Annotated in this window: 20 protein-coding genes and 2 tRNA genes; 3 read left to right on the forward strand and 19 right to left on the reverse strand. The window is 46.6% G+C overall.

What is annotated here, in order from left to right; genetic code table 11:
* Positions 1-142: 142 nt before the first annotated feature.
* Positions 143-592 (reverse strand): general stress protein, encoded by a 450-nt coding sequence (locus MKY44_RS19180; RefSeq protein WP_047843724.1) that lies wholly within the window; start codon positions 590-592, stop codon positions 143-145.
* Between the two features lie 207 nt (positions 593-799).
* Here MKY44_RS19180 and MKY44_RS19185 point away from each other — a divergent pair, with 207 nt between their 5' ends.
* On the forward strand, positions 800-1024 hold the full coding sequence (locus tag MKY44_RS19185) for a hypothetical protein (RefSeq protein WP_017687353.1): 225 nt from the start codon (positions 800-802) through the stop codon (positions 1022-1024).
* A 193-nt stretch (positions 1025-1217) separates the two neighbouring features.
* On the opposite strand, the gene MKY44_RS19190 is transcribed toward MKY44_RS19185, so the two are convergent.
* Positions 1218-1700: a NucA/NucB deoxyribonuclease domain-containing protein gene (locus MKY44_RS19190; RefSeq protein ID WP_341008172.1), complete on the reverse strand. Its 483-nt coding sequence runs from the start codon at positions 1698-1700 to the stop codon at positions 1218-1220.
* A 108-nt stretch (positions 1701-1808) separates the two neighbouring features.
* Complete coding sequence (locus tag MKY44_RS19195) at positions 1809-2957, reverse strand: sensor histidine kinase (RefSeq protein ID WP_341008173.1); 1149 nt, start codon at positions 2955-2957, stop codon at positions 1809-1811.
* A gap of 313 nt (positions 2958-3270) precedes the next feature.
* Between MKY44_RS19195 and MKY44_RS19200 the strand changes: the two genes are divergently transcribed.
* Together MKY44_RS19200 and MKY44_RS19205 are read left to right on the forward strand one after the other, a co-directional pair.
* Positions 3271-3459 (forward strand): DUF6199 family natural product biosynthesis protein, encoded by a 189-nt coding sequence (locus tag MKY44_RS19200; protein WP_051447369.1) that lies wholly within the window; start codon positions 3271-3273, stop codon positions 3457-3459.
* Between the two features lie 140 nt (positions 3460-3599).
* Positions 3600-4823 (forward strand): MFS transporter, encoded by a 1224-nt coding sequence (locus tag MKY44_RS19205; RefSeq protein WP_341008174.1) that lies wholly within the window; start codon positions 3600-3602, stop codon positions 4821-4823.
* Positions 4824-4862: 39 nt separating this feature from the next.
* Here the strand turns inward: MKY44_RS19205 and MKY44_RS19210 are convergent, their stop codons facing one another.
* The 16 genes from MKY44_RS19210 to pyrF form a co-directional block, all read right to left on the reverse strand.
* On the reverse strand, positions 4863-5192 hold the full coding sequence (locus tag MKY44_RS19210) for a DUF1904 family protein (RefSeq protein WP_091028528.1): 330 nt from the start codon (positions 5190-5192) through the stop codon (positions 4863-4865).
* A 159-nt stretch (positions 5193-5351) separates the two neighbouring features.
* Complete coding sequence (locus MKY44_RS19215; protein ID WP_083679583.1) at positions 5352-5474, reverse strand: sporulation protein YjcZ; 123 nt, start codon at positions 5472-5474, stop codon at positions 5352-5354.
* Between the two features lie 116 nt (positions 5475-5590).
* Positions 5591-6265, reverse strand: a complete 675-nt coding sequence (locus MKY44_RS19220; RefSeq protein WP_341008175.1) for a hypothetical protein — start codon at positions 6263-6265, stop codon at positions 5591-5593.
* Between the two features lie 175 nt (positions 6266-6440).
* A complete protein-coding gene (locus MKY44_RS19225; protein ID WP_307534362.1) occupies positions 6441-6608 on the reverse strand; it encodes a hypothetical protein in 168 nt (55 codons plus the stop codon).
* A gap of 138 nt (positions 6609-6746) precedes the next feature.
* On the reverse strand, positions 6747-8303 hold the full coding sequence (locus MKY44_RS19230; protein ID WP_341008176.1) for a tetratricopeptide repeat protein: 1557 nt from the start codon (positions 8301-8303) through the stop codon (positions 6747-6749).
* A gap of 236 nt (positions 8304-8539) precedes the next feature.
* Positions 8540-8962 carry a hypothetical protein gene (locus tag MKY44_RS19235; protein WP_036614795.1) on the reverse strand — a complete coding sequence of 141 codons (423 nt, stop codon included), beginning with the start codon at positions 8960-8962 and terminating at the stop codon, positions 8540-8542.
* Between the two features lie 182 nt (positions 8963-9144).
* Positions 9145-9218 (reverse strand) — tRNA-Ile (locus tag MKY44_RS19240).
* 56 nt (positions 9219-9274) lie between these two features.
* A tRNA-Met gene (locus MKY44_RS19245) sits at positions 9275-9348 on the reverse strand.
* A gap of 71 nt (positions 9349-9419) precedes the next feature.
* Positions 9420-9611, reverse strand: a complete 192-nt coding sequence (locus tag MKY44_RS19250) for a hypothetical protein (RefSeq protein ID WP_047843730.1) — start codon at positions 9609-9611, stop codon at positions 9420-9422.
* A gap of 107 nt (positions 9612-9718) precedes the next feature.
* The gene (locus MKY44_RS19255) at positions 9719-11170 is read right to left on the reverse strand and encodes an ABC transporter substrate-binding protein (protein WP_074095833.1); all 1452 of its coding nucleotides are present in this window, start codon (positions 11168-11170) and stop codon (positions 9719-9721) included.
* Between the two features lie 20 nt (positions 11171-11190).
* Positions 11191-12054, reverse strand: coding sequence for an ABC transporter ATP-binding protein (locus MKY44_RS19260; protein WP_341008177.1), 864 nt, complete (start codon positions 12052-12054; stop codon positions 11191-11193).
* Between the two features lie 2 nt (positions 12055-12056).
* On the reverse strand, positions 12057-14975 hold the full coding sequence (locus MKY44_RS19265) for an ABC transporter permease (protein WP_149846737.1): 2919 nt from the start codon (positions 14973-14975) through the stop codon (positions 12057-12059).
* Positions 14975-16084, reverse strand: coding sequence for an efflux RND transporter periplasmic adaptor subunit (locus tag MKY44_RS19270; RefSeq protein WP_341008178.1), 1110 nt, complete (start codon positions 16082-16084; stop codon positions 14975-14977). Before MKY44_RS19270 ends, MKY44_RS19265 begins: the two co-directional genes overlap by 1 nt.
* On the reverse strand, positions 16047-16994 hold the full coding sequence (locus MKY44_RS19275; protein WP_341008179.1) for an ABC transporter ATP-binding protein: 948 nt from the start codon (positions 16992-16994) through the stop codon (positions 16047-16049). The genes MKY44_RS19270 and MKY44_RS19275 overlap by 38 nt, the downstream gene beginning before the upstream one ends.
* Before the next feature lie 272 nt (positions 16995-17266).
* A complete protein-coding gene (pyrE, locus tag MKY44_RS19280; RefSeq protein WP_036614805.1) occupies positions 17267-17908 on the reverse strand; it encodes an orotate phosphoribosyltransferase in 642 nt (213 codons plus the stop codon).
* Positions 17905-18645 (reverse strand): orotidine-5'-phosphate decarboxylase, encoded by a 741-nt coding sequence (gene pyrF / locus MKY44_RS19285; protein WP_341008180.1) that lies wholly within the window; start codon positions 18643-18645, stop codon positions 17905-17907. The genes pyrE and pyrF overlap by 4 nt, the downstream gene beginning before the upstream one ends.
* Positions 18646-18743: the final 98 nt, after the last annotated feature.

An 18743-nucleotide genomic window follows, 5' to 3' on the forward strand; every position in this document is an offset into this window, starting at 1 on the left:
GCACTGCAAGCGTCAGCTCACAGTGCCTAGAAAGTCCGAGTTGCGGTCCCGGACTTCCGGTAAACCAATCTATATTAAGGGAGGTGTGAGATAAGAATACCTCCCCAACATTAAAGAAACCTAAAATCAGCCTTAAATTAAACTAAAAAAGTAAAATAGGTCGAACACGAGCCGCTTCTTCCTCACTGCACTCCACGATAACCAAGATATGGTCCTTTAACAGCCAATCTTCGTAATACCGCGCATCCTCCTCCGAGATCCCCGCTTCAGTCAGTGTAAGCACCAAATCATCGGTCTCACTCCCAATCTCATTACCAGCGAGTCTGCGCACTGCATTTCCGATCGACATCGTCTGATCCATTCGCTTCCCCAGACCAGCCAATATGCCTTTCAGAGCGCCAAAGGCACCATCTGTTCCAGCACCCTTCAAAGGTTTGGGCAGCCCCGTCTTTTCGCTCACCAGCTCCAGATTGAGCTGTTCCTTCGCCACCGCTCCCAAATATTTATCCTTGATGCCTTCCTCTTTCACCTTATTCAGCATAATTATAGCCTCGTTCTCGGTACGGGCCAGCCCAATAATCAATTGTGTCATTCCGTTCCCCTCCTTTTACCCTAATATAACCCCGTAATCCCCATTCAAAAACGGATCATCCACAGCTAAGACAAATCACCTAGAAGAATGTTGATTTCTCTTCTGGAAATCTATACCTAGTTCTGATAGACTAGATAAAGAAGACAAATTAACCATTGAAAACATTGACATATGGATTTAACATCTCACAATCAGGAGCAATGACTTATGAAAAAAGAGGTAGAAATTGCCATCCGGCGCAAACAACAGATCATGGTTCGTAATACAAGCGGTCAGACGGTAACTGGATTTCCCGAGCGTACCGCTGATACATCCATCCTTTCCTTACGTACGGTTCACGGCAGTCTGTGGATACCGTTTGATGAGGTTGAACATGTTACGCGTCTGTTAAGCATCCGGTCTCATCATTTAAGCGGAATGCAACTCGTTTAGTCGGCTCTGTAATCCTAGAAACTCCAGTTCCCGTATAGATACGTTAACTAGATCTATTTATCTATCACTTTATACCAAAAAACCAGACGCATGCACGTCTGGTTTTTCTCTTCTACTTTTCCTATACCACGCTGCCTCTGACCTCACAACAAAGGCCTTACAATCCTTGTTTCTGCCTAACCATATCCTGTTGTTACTTCACTACAAACTTCACTCGTGTTCCATCCGGATATGTACTTAACTGATTTCCTACCCATGAACCTGCACCACGATTATCTTTCGGGTTAATGTACTGGATATCTGCACCTGTTCCTCCCTCAGCGCACATCGCCATGGGCCACTCGTCACGATCCTTACCTTTTTTGACCGGAACACCCTTAAGTGATAAATCCCGATTGCCTTCCGCTCCATTACGATCAATGGTGCATACATCCGAATGCCCTGCCTTGATAGCAGCTTTAATATGGTTGGCTGTTTCGGGATAACGCTCTGAAGGGAACGTAATGGTATGGTCAACACTCTTATTAGTCACAGCGAATGGATTAGGTATCTCCTCGGGCCATTCGCCCCCAGCCCAGGCATAGAGGGCTACCAGCAGCATCGCTACCAGCGTCAGAACCTGCTTTTTGAAACCTTGTTTACCTTTACGTTTTCTTCTTGTGCGTCTCTTACTCATGCTGTGTCTCCCCCATTCAACACTTGCATTATAACAGAACGCCCGTTCGTAAAACAATCCAATAAAATAAAAAAACAGCCGAGACCGCCCGGCTGTCCTGCTTGATTATTATCCTACATTGGGAATGGCCTGTTGGCGCAGCAAGGGCAGTGTCACCTCAAACTGTGTGCCTTTCCCCTCGGTACTCTCCACAGAAATCTGACCATTCATCAGTTCCAGCAGTTCTTTGCAGATGGTCAGACCAAGACCGCTTCCGCCAAATCGGCGCGCATGGGAGATGTCAGTCTGGGTAAATGCATCAAACAATTGTTCGATCTGATGCTGAGGAATGCCAATTCCCGTATCACGTACAGAGAATACCAATACAACGGTATCCATCAGTTGTTGCCTCACATCCACCTGTAACTGCACTTCACCTTGTTCTGTGAACTTAATTGCATTACTCAGCAAATTATCCAGTACCTGCCGAAGTCTTAGGGGATCACCGATAAGCACATCAGGAACATTCAGATCAGCATGACAGAGCAGACGAATTTGTTTATTCCGTGCCGCAGGCTCATGTGTCTTCACAATCTGTTGAATCAGCTTCAGAGGTTGAAACTCAATGTTTTCAACATCCATTTTGCCTCTGCCCAGTTTCGCCATATCCAGGCTATTGTTAATGATGTTCAGCAGCGCCTCACCTGATTGACGTGCAAGCTCCAGATATTCTGTCTGCTCATCCGTAGTTTCACCCATACTGGCAAGTTCGATCATGCCCATAATGCCGTTAAGCGGGGTACGTAGCTCGTGATTCAGCTTGCCGATGAATTCCAATTGCCCTCTGCTGTTCATCTCAGCCATGGAAGTTGCAAACTTCAACTGCTGTTCGGCATACTTCCGTTCTGAAATATCGTATTGAATGCCTACAAAATATAAACACTCTCCGGATTCATTAAAGATCGGATCAATATTCAGTTCGTTCCAGAACTTCTGACCACTTTTTGTATAATTTAAAATATCAATCTTAATGGATTGTTGTTTCTTTAATGCATCACGAATCTGCATTACCGTTTCGGGGTCTGTATCCTGCCCTTGCAAAAATCGGCAATTGTGTCCGACAGACTCTTCATACGTGTATCCTGTCAGTTGGGTAAAGTGTTCGTTTACATACATGAGCGGAAGCTCAGGCAAGGTAGCATCGACCACCGTCACGGAGGATTTCACTTTCGAGATGATAAATTCCCATTGTAATGAGAGTTGATTATGTTGGCTCATGCCTTCCTCCTTCATCTCACACACATTAATGTTTATATATTCTGCAATCGTACATTATAAGGAGAGAAAACTAACCAAACGGAATGTGTTGATATTAAATCAATATATTTTAATTGTAACATAGTTATTCAAGTCATGTGGTTTATGGGTAATAGTTGATAACTAACATTCCACAATAACCTAACTACTCACCAGGAGGAACATACATGAAATTTCTGTTAATTATCATCATTATTATTTTGATTGTAGTCTTTTTTACCAGACGCAAACGTTAAGATAAGATCCGTTATGTAAGTGAGAAAGGAAGATGGGTATGAGAACCCTCTTTTTTATATTCATGGTACTCTGTATCATTAATCTCTGTTTTCCAAAATTCGGCTGGTATCTGCGCTATGGCTGGATTTCCCGGGGCGAAGCCGAACCCAGCAGGCCTTATATGACTATGGTCAGAACGACCAGCCTGCTGATGTTGCTTATCGCCTTCACACTTGCTATGGCATGAACTATAGGCATTATAAGATGACTGCCCTGTTGGGCAGTTTTTTTGTGGTGAAATGACGGGAAAATGATAACTTTGTTTGTGGTGCAATGATGATAATGCCCGTAATATAGATATATCGTTTCGGAAAGGACATCATTGGCATGAACATCGCATTTTATCCGTACTGGGCCGCCAAAACGCTGCTCTCGCTTATTAATGTCATATATATCATGGTTATTACTACGTTTATTTATAGTCAGACTGGATCGGTACTCTATGCTGCCATGTTTCCGTTCATTCGGATCATCGCACGCATAACAGCAGGATTTACTTTACCATTACTTGTGAAGCGTTTCTCATTCTCCAGACTACTGATCAGTATTCCCGTAGCCAAAGCATTCCTCATGACTGGGATAGCGATTTCGTTGAACCACTTGACCACACAACTGCCACTTTTGTTGATCGGGGTTGTCATTCTATCCTTTTTGGAAGGCTGGGAATCTCCGTTACTGGATACTTTAACGCCACGGTTGGTTCAGGGAGAAGATTTGGTGAAGACCAATAGTCTCCTCTCTTTCTCCAATCAGACGGTGACCATTGTCGGGTTCGCCATGACGGGATTTGCCGTGATGAACTGGGGAGCTTCACAGACCTTCTGGGCAGCTACAAGCCTGTCCTGGGCCGTTCTGATCTTTCTAATTGCCCTTGGATCGCTCACACAGGATATAGAACAACCCGAGAAGTCGATCGTCACACGGAATGTACTGCGAAAAGGCTGGAGCATGCTTTGGAAGAATCCATCCTTACGACTGATCACACTTATGGACATCGCCCAAGCTCTTGCGGGGTCCATCTGGATCGGAGCGATTACGCTGGCCTTTGCGAAAGAAGCTCTGGCACGAGGAGAAGGTTGGTGGGGACTCATGAACTCGAGTTACGCTGCTGGAACCATGCTTGGAGGTATTCTGGCTCTGGCTCTGACCAAACGGATTCAGAAGCACTTGATCGCCAGCATGACCATGGGTTCTCTTCTCCTCAGCCTGATGACCATCGTTTATGGCCTCAACAGCCTGCCATGGCTCGCGCTGGCGTTATGTATACTTATGGGCCCTGTCTACCAGATTCGTGATATGGCTCAACAGACAGCGTTTCAGAGAAGTGTGCCCGCTGAATCCTTGTCCCAGGTATACGCCGCACATGGCGTCCTGATCTCCACGGTTATGAGTGTATCCATCGTCATCTTCGGTCTAGTCGTCGATCTACTAGACGTTCGATGGGTGTACCTTATCGGTGGAGCCTTGTTTATCGTGTCTGCGATATGCTCTATATCGTTGAACCGGGTGCACAGAAACGAGCATATTGTTAAGCATACGAAAAATATGTAAATCAAAAAGACGAGCAACATCTGCTCGTCCCTCACAACCTCAATCCAATCGATAATCTGTCAGCGGCCTGCCTTTTTTATAATACAAATTAGGTGACAATATATTGAAGAAAATATGCACATCCGGCATGTATGCTTCTTCCAAAATAGCTTGCACCGACGATGCAATCCGATTATGAATCTCCTGGTCACGTTGAAACATCAGAATCTCTATAGAAGCCGGAGAAGGTGTTAGCGCTTGTACATCATGACGCTCTGCCTTCATTCTCTCCCTTGGAATATGAGTAATTAGGGCCATCTGCTCTGTAATTTGGGGTACAACTTCCTCTAGCTGAGGACCTGTGAATCCTTTAAAGCGAATAAACGGCATTGCTATCCCTTCAATCTCTGTTAATAGTCTCTTATGTGATTTTAAGCACATTGTTTTCAGTTGTCAAATGTTATGGATGGCATATGTTGCTTCTTATAAATAGGAAAAGCCCCGCTGAAGTCTCAGCGGAGCCACTGTTTGCACGTTTCTATACGTGACTTACAGCCAGAAAGATTTTGTGATGATCACAAGCAGGATGAAAAGCACGAGAATTGCACTTGTGGAAGTCCATCCACCGCCGAATCCACCAACATTGCCACAACCGTATCCAACTTGACTCATTTGATTGGCCTCCTTTGAATTTCAAGGTATGCCATAACATATGCGTATTCTGCGCAAGTGACCGGGCGAATCGGCAAGTTCATCAGCCCATTCATCTGGGATTCATGCCCGGTAACTTAACCAGATGGGGCGATGGAGATTTTCAGTTGTTTTTCTTGTGACTCCTGAGGTGAAGGGTCTGTATTTCCTCTGTCCAGAAGGATTGTACGAGTACGTGTATCACTTCGGGATGCCAGAACAACCTCTCCATCAGGTGTTATACAATAGGCGATCGGAATGGAGATCTCGCTATCACGGTACGAACCATCCGCATGGCTAGTCCCCATGACAATACATTGATGCTTCAAGGCGATCTGCCGAGCCTCTTCGACCCACTCACCGTACTGCTCTTCACTGAACATGCCCACACCAATGGAATGCATCACAATGTCCACATTCCCTATATTCTCATTGCGAAATCCTTGCAGAACCAGCTCATCACACAACAAAGTGCTTATTACCCAACCCTGTTCCTCAACCGTCTCAGCAGGTGTATATTTAGCTTTCTCCAATACAATCTCTCCAGCCGTACTGATGATAATCGATCGGTCCTTTGGACGTTCGTCCAACCTGCGATGACCTGATACAATCATGGTTCCATATTCAGCCGCCAGGCGGCAAGCGTCTTTGACATTCTGGTTCAGATAACCTTCAGGAAAGAGCAATACATCTGCATCCGGGTGTTGCTTGAGTTCGGCTTCAAGCTGCAACAAATCCTGTTCGAGCCTCGGTTGTCCAATGATAATCTTCATCTGGTATCCCCCATTCATAAATAAAAGCCGGTTCATACCTGAATAAGGTACGAAACCGGCTTAAAGGTTGTACGGACAGGTAATATTCCTGCTCAACGTACTTCGCTTCAAGAGTAATTGGTTATCATGTTATTGCTCGACGACACAATTACCTTTACAGTTGAATGATATGTAGTTAGGCATTTCTACGTTCAATACTATCATATATAGCCTGCCCATCATAGCTTCGATCTGTAGCGATATCTTTCACCAATAGGACACTGTTTGCATTTCCAGATAAAATACTCAGTGCCCCCAACACCCAAGCAAGTGGATATAATGCAACGGATAACATTTTCTTCATAGCTCTGTCTCCTTTATGTACTATAGTAATGATTGGTTGAATATCCCATTAATACGATTACACCCCAAATAAGTTTCAATTTTATATACAACCATAACCAAAATTTTACATACAGGAGACAAACTAAAATTGTCCCGTTCAGATCAACTCGAAACTCTGGAGCAACGCTGCTGCCTCTTCATGATCAGGTTCCAGAGCCAGTACTTTATGGGTATATGACAGGGTTTCTTCTTCCAGTTCAAGTTCATAACAGCACACAGCCAAATCGTACAAGACGGCTGGATTATGGTTACTCGGATCTGCAACCAATGATATCTCCAGAAACCGTTTTGCATCCTCATACATATACATCTCATATAATAGCTGCCCTGCCAAAAATGCGAGACCTCCTTGCTGCTCCATCACGTAGTAGGACGACCACATCGTATGAATACCAGACTGAATATCGAGCATTTCCTCATCACTTGCATCAGGAAGAAGACTGGAAATGTGGGTAGCACTGTGAATCAAGAACTCAGCATCATACCCGCCCAGACGCCAAAACGGTAAAATATGCTTTAACTCCATACTCTCTATTCGAGAGTCTACCCATTGTTTCATGCTGAAAAAGTCATCCGGGCCAAAACGTTCAACAAATCGATGGTAGGCCAGACGAGTGTTCACATAACTGATGGGTTCTTCAACCATCAACATGCACCCAACATTCAGATCTTTATAATGATGCGTTGTGAATCGTGTATGGGCACCCTGTTGTTCCAAGACATATTGAATGGCATGGTAGTTAGCTGTTAAAGAAAAACTTCCGTGAAGAACAAATTCAGGAGGCTCTGCGAACTTCCAGTTATCCAGGCGATGATCCCCTTTATCAGCGGTAATCAACACATAACCTGACTGTGACAGCTTATTCAACCGTTCGAGACAGGACAACCCAATTGCAGGGAACAGAATGTGCGAATCCTCCAGTTCCTCTTTGTACAATGTGATAAGTTCTTGATACGGATAGTTATCCGCACTGTATTCCGGCGCTCGGCGATACTCATAACTCAGCGTCATGTTCTTCAGCATCTCAGCAGGCTCAAGATCAAGACGACGATCCGGAGACTGAACAAGCAGATCGCACTCATAGATCTCGCCATCCCCAATGTAGATTAATTCCTGCGGAATGCTGTCAAAAAAGTAATTAGCAATCAACAGCAACGGTTGTTCCAGATCACCGGGCCGAATAACCGTTCCAGCAACGACCAGATTCAATTCCGTATCCGCTACAGCGTCAAAACGTGCAAAATCCACTATACCTTGTTGAATAAAGGATTGCATGGATGGATGCTCCTGCCAACCCAGCACATTCTCCGCTACGAGATCCGTCATCACATATCTGAAAGGCGGTAATTGTATTCCAGCAAATTCCTTTAACTCAAGCAGTTTCAGGAGAATTTGGTGTGCCAAGCGCCCTACACCCGCTCCAAGTTCAAGAATGGTTACGGTCTCGTTGATCTTTCCTTTGTTCGAAAGGTCCTGAAGAAAACCAAAGATCATCTCTGCATACGCCGTGGCAATCATCGGATTACTGGTAATATATTGAGGGACTTGGTTCTCTGTCCAAGCTTGTAGCCCCTTCTGCTCATAATAAGCTCTCTGCCAATCCCATACCGGAGCTTCACTGTAACGAAAACGTTGACTTTCATTTGACGTCATTAAACGGAAACCTGCTTTCTATCACTAATTTCATACGTTTCTCAGATGTTCACGTATTATTTTATGTCCAATACCATTCAATCTCTGTAATGCATTATATCATAGAACCCTACCTACTCGATGAAGTTCAGTTTTCCCCTTCAACAGAAAAAAAACCTGCTTTTGAGGGCAGGTCCTTGAGGCATTTCAATTAAGAAGACTATTGATCTAGTTTACTTAGGCAAGGACACTCAACATTAGTCGGAATACACGGCTCCATCAAAGTTCTCAGGGCCTACACGGATCGTACCGAGCAAGTTGGAACTGATAAATGCAGTGTACGTCAATTGAGGCGTAATAGGCGGGTTGAAGTCATCTGCAGAGAACGTAATAATCTGAGGTGCAAGGACACTCAAGCTAAACGTAGACGTTGCGGAATAGATCACAGGGTCCGTAGCCAAAGTCCCCCTAACAATTGTAATGGTTACACCAACGAGTGCCAAAGGAAGTTGCACAGACACCGTTCCTTTGAATTGTACCCGTGGGTTTGCCCCTGCTCCTGCTGTTTGCAGACCAATCTGACCGAATAATTGTGGTGTATTAATAACCAGGATTGGTATTGCAATAGAGTTAGCCAAACTCGCATTCTGAGATGTTCTTGCATCAAGAAATTGACTCATGAAATCTACCTCCTATGGGTTGGGATAAGGTAGTATATGCGAGATTTGAGTTATGGCATGGACATACATCGTGATTCGAAAAAAAGGGCATACTAGAAAGACACTATTAACAAGATACCTTTTACTTCAGAGCTTACATGCAGACAGAAAAAAACCCTTGCTAGGCAAGGGTTTTAAGAGTATGGGCCCTACAGGACTCGAACCTGTGACCAATCGGTTATGAGCCGACCGCTCTAACCAACTGAGCTAAGGGCCCTAGACATAATGTATAACGTGCAGATGATGGCTGTGAATCATCCAAGTGAAACTAAATTGCGGGGGCAGGATTTGAACCTGCGGCCTTCGGGTTATGAGCCCGACGAGCTACCGGGCTGCTCCACCCCGCGTCAGTAAGAAATATTAAAACAGCGACTTAATTAATATACACCATTCTATCCCAATAAGTCAAGGGGTAATGTCAGGGAATAAAACGTACACCATAACGTCCTTTACGTGATCGATAAACTTCCACTTCCGCTGGTTCATTATGCCCGTAAATCCACCCATCCTGCTCCATACGTTTAGCCAGACATCCTGCCTGAAATTTGGTTGCATACAACTTGCTGAAATATACCCAGTGCATACCGCTCGTCCTTTCCGGAGTCGTCATTTATTCCTGCTTTTTGTAGAATACCCCATTTTCATAAAAATAGCCGCCAAAGATTAAAATCTTCAGCGGCTATCCTTAACTTATAAATATGACTACTTCATCAAATCTCATTGAAACGTAGCTTTAGGATCCTTTTTCAATTTCTCCAGCATCTCGTTTCCTTTAGCTGCCCACTCACCAAGCGCTTCTTTTGGTGTCTTTTTGTTCTCTAGTACTTGGTTGAAATATTCCATACCTTTTTCATTGACTTGCCATAAGCCTGGGGATTTTTGATACATTTTATCCAGATTGGTATTGGTTGGCGGAATCGGCTTCAGCGCATAGAATGCTTGAATGTTATAATCCAGGCCGTCTTTGGGTTTAATGAAGCTCTTCCGTGATACCATCTCATAACTGCTACGTGCTTTGATCTTAGCCCAGTCCTCACTGTTCATGTACTTGATCAGTTCCCACGCATCATCCGGGTTCTGAGCCGCACTATTAATCGCCATGAGGTTGCTCAGGTAGATGCTACCTCCAATTTCAGGAGCTTCCGGGTGAACTGGAGGTGTTACCACATCCCAATCCACTTTCGTAAAGTCTTTCATTTTATCCGCATTTTTATTGGCATCAATTAATTGATTAATATAGCTGTAATCACCAATAACCATGGCTGACTTGCCACTCAGGAATAGGTCACCCTGTACCGGATCATAACGCCCACTCGGATTCTGATCCTGTGGTTCGTCGCCTTTAGGAATAACTTTGTCAATCGCAAGTTTGCTGATAGTGCTCCACACTTTCTCCCATTGAGGAGAATCTACTGTCATCTTCTCTGCTTTGTCATCAAACGTCTTCAGCTGCAACGAGCTGTAGTACTGTTGCATGGAGTAGTACGGCGAACCACCTTGATATGTCGTGAAGGAGAAACCAAATACATGGTCTTTACCCTCACCTTTCGTTAGACGGGTACCCAGATTGAAGATATCGTCCCATGTCATGTTGTCCGTTGGCGGTTCCACGCCTGCTTTTTCAAACATACCCTTGTTATAGAACAAAGCCGATGAGGAGAACGTTGGTGTCAATGCATAAATGCTCTGATCCCCAAGGTCCTTAATTCCCTCCAGTACACTAGGCACGATATCACTGGTATCAAACTTATCTTCCTGCATCAGTGGGTCCAGCTGTTTCACCAGATTCTCCTGAATTAATGATTTCACTGTGGCGGTATCGGCCACGATAACGTCAACCGGGTTATCCCCAGTCATAATCTTCTTCAGACTTTCCATTGTATCAGGAACTTCCGGCTGTTCTTCCGTGTTGCCATACCCATACATACTGCTCTGATCAACAGCAGCTACAATTTCGATGGTTACATTGGGATGTGTCAGTTCAAAAGCATCGGTGAATTGCTGACGGAAGTAACTGTCATCCTGTCCTCCCCACAACGTAGCCACGCGTAATACACGCTGCTCGGTATCCTTGGCCTCACTTGCCGTACAGCCGGCAATCAGCGGCAGTGCTAGCGTCGCAGTAGCGATGACAGCCAGCACACGTTTTCCCCACATACTATTCTTCATTTCCCAGTTCCCCCTCTTAATTATCTTGGCGGTGTAATCACAATACGTTCACCGTCAAATTCCAATGTAGCCCGGTTATCAATGGATAAGGCCTCCAGATACTCTTTTGGCACCTGAAGTCGTCCTGCACGGTCTATAATGACAAATGCTTCATGGATGTCTGGCATACCCGCCTCGGACAAGTTATGCTCATCATCCAGATTCGGGTTGCGCTTCACAAACTCGGTACTGGTCAAGCCGTCCCGGATCGCAACGATCCGGTCTACCTTGCCAGCTAGCGTCAAGTCATGGGTAACGATGACAATTGTAACGCCGAGTTCCTTGTTCATTCTGCGGAAAATGCCCATAATTGTATCACATGTCTCAGAATCGACCGAACCGGTTGGTTCATCTGCAAGCAGAATTTTGGGACGATTGGATAATGAAATCGCTATCGCTACCCGTTGCTGCTCTCCTCCTGACAATTGATGCAATTTGTTATGCATCCGATCCTTAAGGCCTACCCATTCAAGCAACTGTTTCGCGTAAGCACGATCACGCTTGCCTCCCAGAATCATGGGAGTCTCCACATTTTCCAGTGCAGTGAGATAAGGCAGCAAGTTACGACCGTTATTTTGCCAGATAAAACCTACCGTATGACGTTTGTAATCGACCAATTGAGCATCTGTCATCTTGAGCAAATCCCAGTCTCCCACAACCGCGGTACCAGCCGTAGGGCGATCAAGTCCGCCCAGAATATTCAGCAGCGTGGATTTACCACTACCGCTGTTACCGATGATGGCCATCATTTCACCTTGATTAACAGTCAGGTTGAGACCCTGAAGGGCAACGACTTCCACATCGCTGGATTTAAAAATTTTGACAAGTCCTTCGCATTGGATCACGTTTACCTCTCCTCTCCCATTTTGACCGCCTGGTGAACCCGCAGCCTGCGAATCTGCCAGAGCAACATCGTTGCACCAATGACCAGCATCACTACGGTGACCCCATACAGTTGCAACATATCTTGCTGTTCAAACACAATCCGGAACGGAGGTACCTGAGCAGATACATTATCCGTCGTTTGCAGGAATGGCAGGAATAAACGACTGGATACCTGACCAATCCCAATACCTAGCAGGATCGACAGCCCCGCTGTGAATACCTGCTCCAGCAGCAGCATACCGCTCAATTGTGCCCGGGATAACCCCATAGCCCGTAATACACCAAACTGCACGACACGTCCGGACAGGTTGAAGAACCAGTACAGCACGTATCCAATCAACGAGATAATAACCGATACCAGGAAACCAAGGCTCAGAATCCCGAATACGCCACCTCGTGACGGGTGTTTACCCTGAGATACCAATTCTGTGCGGACGTCACGCACAGAAGATAACTCGATACCTTCTGCTGCGAGTTTCTCCATTAATGGAGCCACTTTGGCATCCGGTTCCATTTTCAGCCATACCTCATAAGGAATCAGAGGCACCTGATCATAGATATAATCCAGATTCGCCACGAAAAATGGCATCTGATCCGGATACTGGGCTGGCCAGTAAGGAATGATTCCGAACACGACGAATTCAATCGCCTGTCCCTGTACACCCATGGAGACGAGATCTCCAGTTTTCAACTTGAATTTGTCAGCAAATTTGGAAGAGATCAATACAGCCCCTTCGTATTTACCAAGCAAGTCAAGGTACTTGTAGGGATGTGCCGGGAACAGATCGTTGCGGAACCACGCCACTTGAGCAAAGTCCACATTATCAATTCCGACCAGCATCCCTTGTCCGCCCGATTTACCAGAGACGATAATATTGCCTTTGGTCTGCAGCACGCGTGCTGCATGTTCAACCCCGTCTAATCTGCGGAACACTTCGAATGGAGGTTCGGAGTAGATGACTTTGGATGGCTGCGAAGAACCGCCACCACCTGGAGCACCTCCACCGCCGTTGCCTCCGCCGGAACCCCCACCAGCAGAACCTCCTCCTCCATTGCCACCACCTTGTTGACCTCCACCCGTACCGCCATTCTGTCCGGAACCACCAGGTTTAACCTCTGGTGTTCCTTCCCACACAGTCTGCATAATCACATCAGAACCATAACGGTACAAGGTACGCTCAGTGGAATTCAGATCAATCGTCCGAGCCGCAGCCGAGTTGTACACCCCAAGTCCCAGTGTCAGTACAAGTAGGATCATCAGCGGATAATATGAAGAAGATGAACGCGATAGCTGTGTTAATGTCAGATACAACGGGACCGGGAGAAACTTGCGACCGATCAACTGAATGAGCTTTAATATCCACGGGAACAAGCGCAGGAAGAATAGTCCAAGCGCAAAGATCGCGAGTGCGGGTACAAAGAACAGAAACGGCTGTACCTGCAACTGATCGGTTGTCATTCCGGTCTGGAAGGTCAACATCTGACGTTCATAGAACAGGTAGTATCCATATCCAGCCAGACCCAGCAACACAACATCCAGGAACCAGCGTTGCCATACTGGAGCACGGTCTGTCCGTGCCTGCCGCCGTTTGGCAGATACAATGGTTGCCCGTGCATAGGTTATCGCAGGGATAAGTGATGCGATAATCGCAACAAGGACCGCTGCTACGCCCAGGAGAATAGCTTCTTTTGATACACCGATCGGAATAGACTTCCGATCTACGAACGAGAGAAAACCACTTGCTGAACCGATACTCTTGGCCATAAACCAACCGAGCAACGGCCCAATAACCAGCGCAATAGCGCCCAGAAATATGCCTTCAAGCAGATAGAGAGAGAAGATCTGCCGAGCTGAAGCTCCACGGCTTCGCAATACCGCAATATCACTCTCTTGCTTCTGTAATGACTGTCTGGCGTTCATTGCAATAAAATAAAAGACCATCGCAATCATCGGTGCTGCCAAGGTAAACAACATGGTCTGCAATTGCAGACTTTGACTGCGGAACTGCTTGAGCAGATCACCAAAGGTGATGTCCACTTTTGTATCTTTCAGCCGCTGGTACAGATCGATATCCAGCCTTTCCAGCATGGAAGTCAGACCTGATAACTGGCTGGTTTGAATTTCTTTCAGATCAAAGGCATAATACCAACGTGAATTTTGAAGTGGAATCCCTTTTTCCTTCAGTAAAACATCATTAAAAACCGATTCATCCACATAAAGTCCATTCATCATGCCGTCAAATCCTTGTACCCAGTAAGGGCTGTTCGGATCATCTGCCTTGAAGGACCCCGTAATCTTTACACGTAACGTGATATCAAGGCCGCTATACACCGGATATTCCAGAATGTCACCGATATGCAGATCGTTACGGTACATGCCCTCTTCCAACATGACTGCCTCGATCGTGTCATCTTTGACCTGGTTTCCAGGTTTCACCCCGGCAGAGTAATTCACCTGTGCATCCAGCCCACTCATCGTACCCAGACTCATACTGCGCGCCCTGCTGGCATCCACTTTGGTTGGATCTTCCGGGCTCACCTCTGTGCTGCGAATGGATCTCGAATTCACATACGTATGAAAAGGAAAACCAATATCGCGAGGAACATCCTCACGAATATAACGATCTACTTCGTCCAGCCCCCGTGTATCTGTCTTCACGCCACCAGGTGCCTGATAACTCATAAGCAACGAACCGGCTGGCAACCCTTCACTGTTATCCTGCAGCGTTTGCGCGACGACCCGTTTCAACGCACCATCGGCATACATTGGAATACTGACGGTGAACGCAACCGCCACAATCAATCCGATCAGTGTGCTGAAGGTCATCCAGCGCGTGTTCCACATTTTGCGGAACAACAGCCGAAGCAATGGCAGCCCCATTAGCGTCCCACTACTTTCTCGCCTACGGTCAGACCTTTCAGAATCTCGACATCTGTCGACGTCTGCTGTCCAACTTCAACGTCCACTTCACGCTTGCTGCCATCACTCTCCACGACTTGTACGTACGTTCTTGAACCGATGGAGCGTAAAGCGGATACAGGAATCACAATCGCGTTCTCCGTACGCTGCGTTACAATCGAGACGGATAGTGGTGTGCCACGTTCGACGCCTTTTGGCATTTTTGCAAGTGTAACGATAACATACTTATCCAGCGTTTCCTTGGTTGGAGGCGTACCGCCTTCACCCGTTCCTTCGCCACTGCCGCTTCCCGATGCTTCCGCGATAGGCATAACTTTAATTTTGCCAGCGACTTTACCAGCACCATTAATGTCCACTTCTGCCTTCATCCCGGCTGAGAACTTCTCCAGATCTTCCTTGGCAAAGGTTGCAGCCACAACCAGATTCGATGTATCCGCAATTGTAGCAATCGGATCATACGCTTTCACAGCTGCACCTTTCTCTACCTGCACAGCAATAACGGTGCCGCCAAACGGAGCGGTCAACGTGGCTTTACCCAGTTGTTCTTCCAGATCAGCGAGTTCCTGGCGTAATTCTTCAAAAGCAATCGTTGCTTCTTCGAACTCCACCGGGTCCATCTCATCCTTCTTGCGGAGTGTTTCCTTCATTTGAACTTCGGATTTGCGAATAGCCAGTTTCTTGCCACGGATCTCCTTCTCCACACTCTCCACATCGAGCACCGCGAGAAGTTGACCCTTTTTCACTTTATCCCCTGGTTTAACATTTAACTCTTTGACATGCATGCCATCAAGCGTGAAGTACACCTTCTCTTCCCGCTGACTCATCATCTTGCCACTGCCACTTACTTTTTTCTCCAACGTTTCCGTCCGGACTTCATATTCCGGTTTCTTGGAGATCGTTGGCGGCGTAATTGGTGGAAGCACTTCTTCTTCTGTTTCTGACGGCAGCAATGAGCAGCCGGACATCGTTGCAACCATTATCGCACCGAGTACAATAATTGCTGCGCGTTTCCCCCTCTTCGGAGCGGCCCCTTTACTTGATAAATCTGCCGTCCGCCATTTCATAAACATGGTCCGCAACCTCCAAAATTGTAGGATCGTGTGTAGTCATACATATTGTTACTTGTTCTACTTCAATAATATTGCGGAATACGGCCATGACCTGAGCGCCCATCTTGGAATCCAGTTCCGCTGTAGGCTCATCCGCAAGCAACAATCTGGGTCTATGGGCAATCGCCTTGGCTATAGCCACCCGCTGTTGCTCTCCCCCGGACATCTCGAAAGGTCGGTGCTTCACCCGTTTGGATAGTCCAACCAGATCCAGACAGTGACCAACCCTGTCCTTCCACTCCGCTCGCGGAACGTCCGCCATGCGCAGCGACAGTTCTACATTTTCCCAAGCAGATAATAAGGGCATGAGTGCATACGCCTGGAAAATAAAACCGATCTCTTTGCGCCGCAAAGCGGTCCGCCGCCGGTCTCCCCAATCCTGAAGAGGCTGACCAGAGAACAAAATGTCTCCACTTGAAGGCTGATCCAGTCCACCGAGCATATTCAGTAGTGTTGTTTTGCCTGAGCCCGATCGCCCCTTCAGCATGACCAGTTGTTGCGGATTCACTTCCATATCAATGCCTTTGAGCACATGGATAATGCGACTGCCTGTCTGGAAACTGCGATGCACGTTACGCACCTCCAGTACAGGTCCATCATATGGAGGCAACATATCCTTTTTTGGTTTGATCTTCTTCTGGGGTTCATCAACGGTAGTGGCAGCAGCTGCAGCCACTTCATCTGAAGCGATTTCACTTTCAGGTAACGGAGGTTCACTCGTCGGGTGATCGTGTTCATTGTTGTATGTATTTTCTCCCGAAACCGTCGATGCCTCCAGCTGCGCTTCCCCCTGTTGATATTCATCGCCTGACTGGCTCTTGGCAGGTCTTTTTCTGAGAAATAAATTCTTCATGCCAGCAATCACGCTCATCCTTTCTTGATATCCCGATCATTTCTTCAAAAAACCTAAAATTAGAAATCTGTTCCAACCTACACTGAATTATAAACGACCGATCCCAACTAAAAGTTACAAGCTTTTTACAACGGTAGAGGGAAAAAGTTAATATTTTGATGAACAAACGAAAAAAGCACCCCAAAGTGCGGGATGCCTCTTGCATATTCGATGGTTTTGCCGCTATGACGGCAATCATTACAATTTTGATACCGTTCATTCATGAACATGTTTTCGAGGTATCAATGATATTATTTACCAAATGAAGAAGGATCTTCACGCCAGGATTTGAGCAACTCAAAGTCACTCTCCTGAATTGTTCCCTGAGCCAAAGCCACATCCATCAGCGCCGTGTAATTGGACAACGTCTGAAGTGGAATTCCAGCATCTTCAAATGCTTTAACACCTTTATCCAGCTGGTAGCTGAAAATGGCAAGTACGGCGAGAGGTGTTGCGCCTGCTACACGTACGGCTTCGGCTGCTTTGATCGAGCTTCCACCTGTAGAGATCAGATCTTCGATGACAACCACTTTCTGTCCTTCGGTAATCAGACCTTCGATCAGGTTCTCCTTGCCGTGTCCTTTCGCTTTATCACGAATGTAGGCCATCGGCAGATCCAGCTTCTGAGCCACCCAGGCAGCATGCGGAATACCTGCGGTTGCTGTACCTGCGATGACTTCTGCATCCGGGTACTGGTTCCGAATGATTGTTGCAAATGCTTCAGCGATATCGTTGCGAATCTCCGGATAGGACATCGTTAAGCGGTTATCACAGTATATTGGTGATTTGATGCCGGATGTCCATGTAAATGGCTGCTGCGGACGTAACGCCACGGCTTTAATTTTCAAAAGTTGGGAAGCAATATGATTCGGAATCTCATTCAGTTCGATCATGCGTTCAACATCTCCTTCAAAATGGTTTCTACCGCTTCTCGCGGATTGGGAGCGCCTGTAATGGGTCTGCCTACAACAATGTAATGACTGCCTCTGGCGATGGCTTCACCCGGGGTCAAGACGCGTGTCTGATCTCCCAGACCACTACCCGCTGGACGAATTCCTGGAGTAACGGTGTGAAAAGCACTGCCACACGTTGCCCGAATTGCGGGCACTTCCAGTGGAGAAGCAACAACTCCATCCAGTCCGGCCTCTTGGGCTAGTCCTGCATAACGGACCACAGCAGCTTCCACACTTCCGGGGATGCCAATCTCGTTATTCATCGTTTCCAGACTTGTACTGGTGAGTTGGGTGACTGCAATGATCTCGGGCTTGCTAAGGGAAGGATCGGCAGCGATTGCTGCCTCAGCACCTTCACGTGCAGCACTCATCATAAGGGCTCCACCCGCTGCATGCACATTAAACATGTCTACACCCAGACGTGTGATACTCTCAGCTCCGCCACGAACTGTGTTGGGAATGTCATGCATTTTCACATCCAGAAAAACGGAGTAGCCTTTGGATTTCAGCTCCCGAATAAAGTCAGGTCCTGCTGCGTAGAACAGCTGCATACCCACCTTGAGATAACAGGGAATGCCCTCAAGAGCTTGTACCAATTCTTGAGCTTCTTCCGCTCCAGGATAATCCAGTGCCACCATCAGACGGCCAGCCATTTCATTGAAACTCGCTTGATTCATCACCAGCGCTCCCCTCCACTTGCTCATTTTTTCCGTTTTTGCCCGATATAAAGGACATCCCGCCAGCCCGCAGGCTGACTGATGTCCTTCATCAGAGA

This window comes from Paenibacillus sp. FSL R7-0026 (assembly GCF_038004485.1).
Classification (GTDB): Bacteria; Bacillota; Bacilli; order Paenibacillales; family Paenibacillaceae; genus Paenibacillus; species Paenibacillus xylanexedens_A.